The organism is Halorubrum sp. AD140 (assembly GCF_034497445.1).
Classification (GTDB): domain Archaea; phylum Halobacteriota; class Halobacteria; order Halobacteriales; family Haloferacaceae; genus Halorubrum.
In genome coordinates this window covers 1-1,570 of record NZ_JAXRUU010000165.1, presented here as the reverse complement: position 1 = coordinate 1,570, position 1,570 = coordinate 1, and the positions used below count along the sequence as shown (strand labels likewise).

Genomic DNA, 1,570 nt, shown 5'->3' with positions numbered 1-1,570 from the left:
CGCGCCCATGCCGATGTCCGGCCGGGCGACGATCGCCTGTTTCATGTCTCGTCTCACCGTCGCTGCGGGTTTAGCGCTTTGCTCTCGCCCGGGCCGGCGGCTGGCGGGCGCGGAAAATGTGAAGAACGGATCCGGACCGCGAGTCGGTCGTCCGACTCAGTCGTCGGCCGGGGCCGCGCCGCCGGAGGCGGACCCGAGGCCGGACGCCATGCCGGAGACGGTGCCCTCGTTGCTCGCGACCCAGCGCAGCAGGAGGAACGCGAAGAGGTACTTCGCGCCGATGTCCAGCGCGCTGTACGCCCACGAGGTGATGGCGACGTCGAGCACCGCGATCCCCTCGGCGCCGAGCGCCCAGAAGATCGGGTAGCCGAGCCAGAGGACCACGGTGAGGATCTTCAACGTGTTGAAGATCTCGGCGGTGCCGGCGATCTCGGCGTCCCGCCCCCACTCGGCGAGCAGGATGTAGAGGACGACGACGAAGAACGCGCAGCTGATCACGTACCAGACCCAGCGCAGCAGGTGGGAGGACGTGGTCAGCGCGGCCGCGAGGCCCGTGACGCACATCCCGATGTCAGCCACGACGGCCGTGAACAGCTTCGTCATGTTCGACCCGGCCAGGAGGCCGAGCGCGATGAGGATCATCGGCGTCGAGAGCGCCCACGTGAGGTACCGTCCCCACGGCGAGAGCACTTCCTGACCGGCCAATGCGTGGCCAGCCGGCATCTCGAGGAAGCTCACCGTGAGCCCGGAGACGAGACCGGTGTAGCTGGAGATAGACACCAGCGGCACCATCAGCGTGGCGACGAAGATCAGCTGCGCGCGCGGGTCCTCTACGTTCCTACCCATATAAACGAACAGGAGGATGGAGAGGCCGGCGAGGGCGATGTTTATCCAGAGCGACGATGCCAAGAGCCCGTTCTCTTGGATCGCTTGGAAGACTTCCGTCTGTGTCATTTCGAGCGGGACTGTTCCGCTTGCGAGTAAGTCAGCCGCTGCTGTTTCGATCATGCGACAGTACTGATCATATCGCGTATTTATTAAATGTACCAACCTTACTGGTAAGGTTTTCCAACCGTTTCGAATCTCAGGGCCAATTTTTTAAAATATTTATCCTATCTCGGACGACCGCGAACGAGCGTCGTCCACCGACGCCGCTCACCGCCCGACGAGCGGAAGTCGATCGAGCGGCCCGCCGCCGACGTCCGCCTCCACCGCCGCCGCGCAGTGTTCGCCCCCGAGCAGGCACATCGGGACGCCGATCCCCGGATTGGCGCTCCCGCCGACGTAGTAGAGCCGGTCGGCGCCGCGCACGCGCGGTCCGGGGCGGAGCGGGCCGGTCTGTCGCGTCGTGTGCGCCAGCCCGAGCGCGGTCCCGCCGGGCTGGTCGAACCGGGACGCGAACTCCGAGACGCAGACCGACTCCTCGGCGACGATCCGATCGCGGAGTTCGACGCCGGTCCGCGCCGCCACCGCGTCGAGCACGCGGTCCCGGAGCGCCGCCCGCCGCTCCGGCGTGTCGTCGAGACCCGGCGCCAGCGGCACGAGCGTCACGACCGCCTCGTGGCCCTCG

At 67.0% G+C, this 1,570-nt stretch carries 2 protein-coding genes; both read right to left on the bottom strand.

Going from position 1 to position 1,570, the window contains the following annotated elements:
• Positions 1-156 precede the first annotated feature (156 nt).
• The gene (locus tag U4E84_RS17000; RefSeq protein WP_345785522.1) at positions 157-1,008 is read right to left on the bottom strand and encodes a bacteriorhodopsin; all 852 of its coding nucleotides are present in this window, start codon (positions 1,006-1,008) and stop codon (positions 157-159) included.
• Positions 1,009-1,155: 147 nt separating this feature from the next.
• Positions 1,156-1,570 (bottom strand): phytoene desaturase family protein (locus U4E84_RS16995; protein WP_369698432.1); only part of this gene is annotated, 415 nt, incomplete at its 5' end.